We start from the raw sequence: 939 nt of genomic DNA, 5'->3' as shown, positions 1-939 counted from the left end.
TAACCGTTAGCTTGTCCAAATTGTTCGACGGCTTCAAGCGTTTCGGCAGGACCGTCGCTTCCCGGAATCACGGGGATTCCCGCTTTTTCTGCCTGCTCACGCGCTTTTACCTTGTCACCAAACATATCGAGATGCTCGGATTTTGGCCCTATGAATACGATGCCTTCTTCTTCACATCGTCTCGCAAAATGAATATTTTCAGATAAGAAACCGTATCCCGGATGAATTGCATCGACTTTGTTTCTTTTCGCAATATCAATGATACCTTCAATATCCAGGTAAGCATCAATCGGTTTTTTCCCTTCACCGACCAAGTATGCTTCATCCGCTTTGTACCGATGGTAGGAACCGGAATCTTCTTTTGAATAGACCGCAACTGTACGAATATTCAACTCGGTACACGCCCGGAATATTCGGATTGCAATTTCTCCCCTGTTTGCTACTAATACTTTTTGTATCGATTGCTGAGACAAACTTTTCTCCCCCTTACCCGAATGGAATATAATCTATCATAGCGGAATATCCTTCCCCTGTACACACTTGTTTTTTACTGATAAACAGTTTTTTTAAGCTGTTTCTTTTTCAGTCCCTTCGTCGCCAAGGGTTCTCTCTTTTTCTTATTCTCTGAATATTTTACAAACATGCTGATATTCGCTAATATCCCCATACTCCCCAGCAGCAGCACCAAAGAAGAGCCCCCGTAACTGATAAATGGCAGGGTAACCCCTGTAATCGGAATTAATCCGCTGACACCGCCAAGGTTAATAAACGACTGGATGGCAATCATGCTTGAAATGCCGATCGCCAGAAGACTTCCAAACGGGTCCTCGCATTTTCTGGCAATATAAAAACCTTTTATGACGACAAAACCCAATAAGAAAATCACAAACAATACCCCAAAAATGCCGAGCTCTTCAGCAATGACAGCCATAATAAAGT

The 939-nt window shown here is 42.9% G+C and carries 1 protein-coding gene and 1 pseudogene; both read right to left on the bottom strand.

The window, feature by feature from the left end; translation table 11 throughout:
- Nucleotides 1-473 (bottom strand): biotin carboxylase N-terminal domain-containing protein (locus ACWHAR_RS24205; protein WP_452088075.1); only part of this gene is annotated, 473 nt, incomplete at its 3' end.
- A 74-nt stretch (nucleotides 474-547) separates the two neighbouring features.
- Nucleotides 548-939: pseudogene (gene ftsW / locus ACWHAR_RS24200) on the bottom strand (cell division protein FtsW); the annotation flags it as partial.

The sequence above is a fragment of the Bacillus sp. LR--39 genome (assembly GCF_053613335.1).
This window is presented reverse-complemented; position numbering and strand designations above follow the sequence as displayed.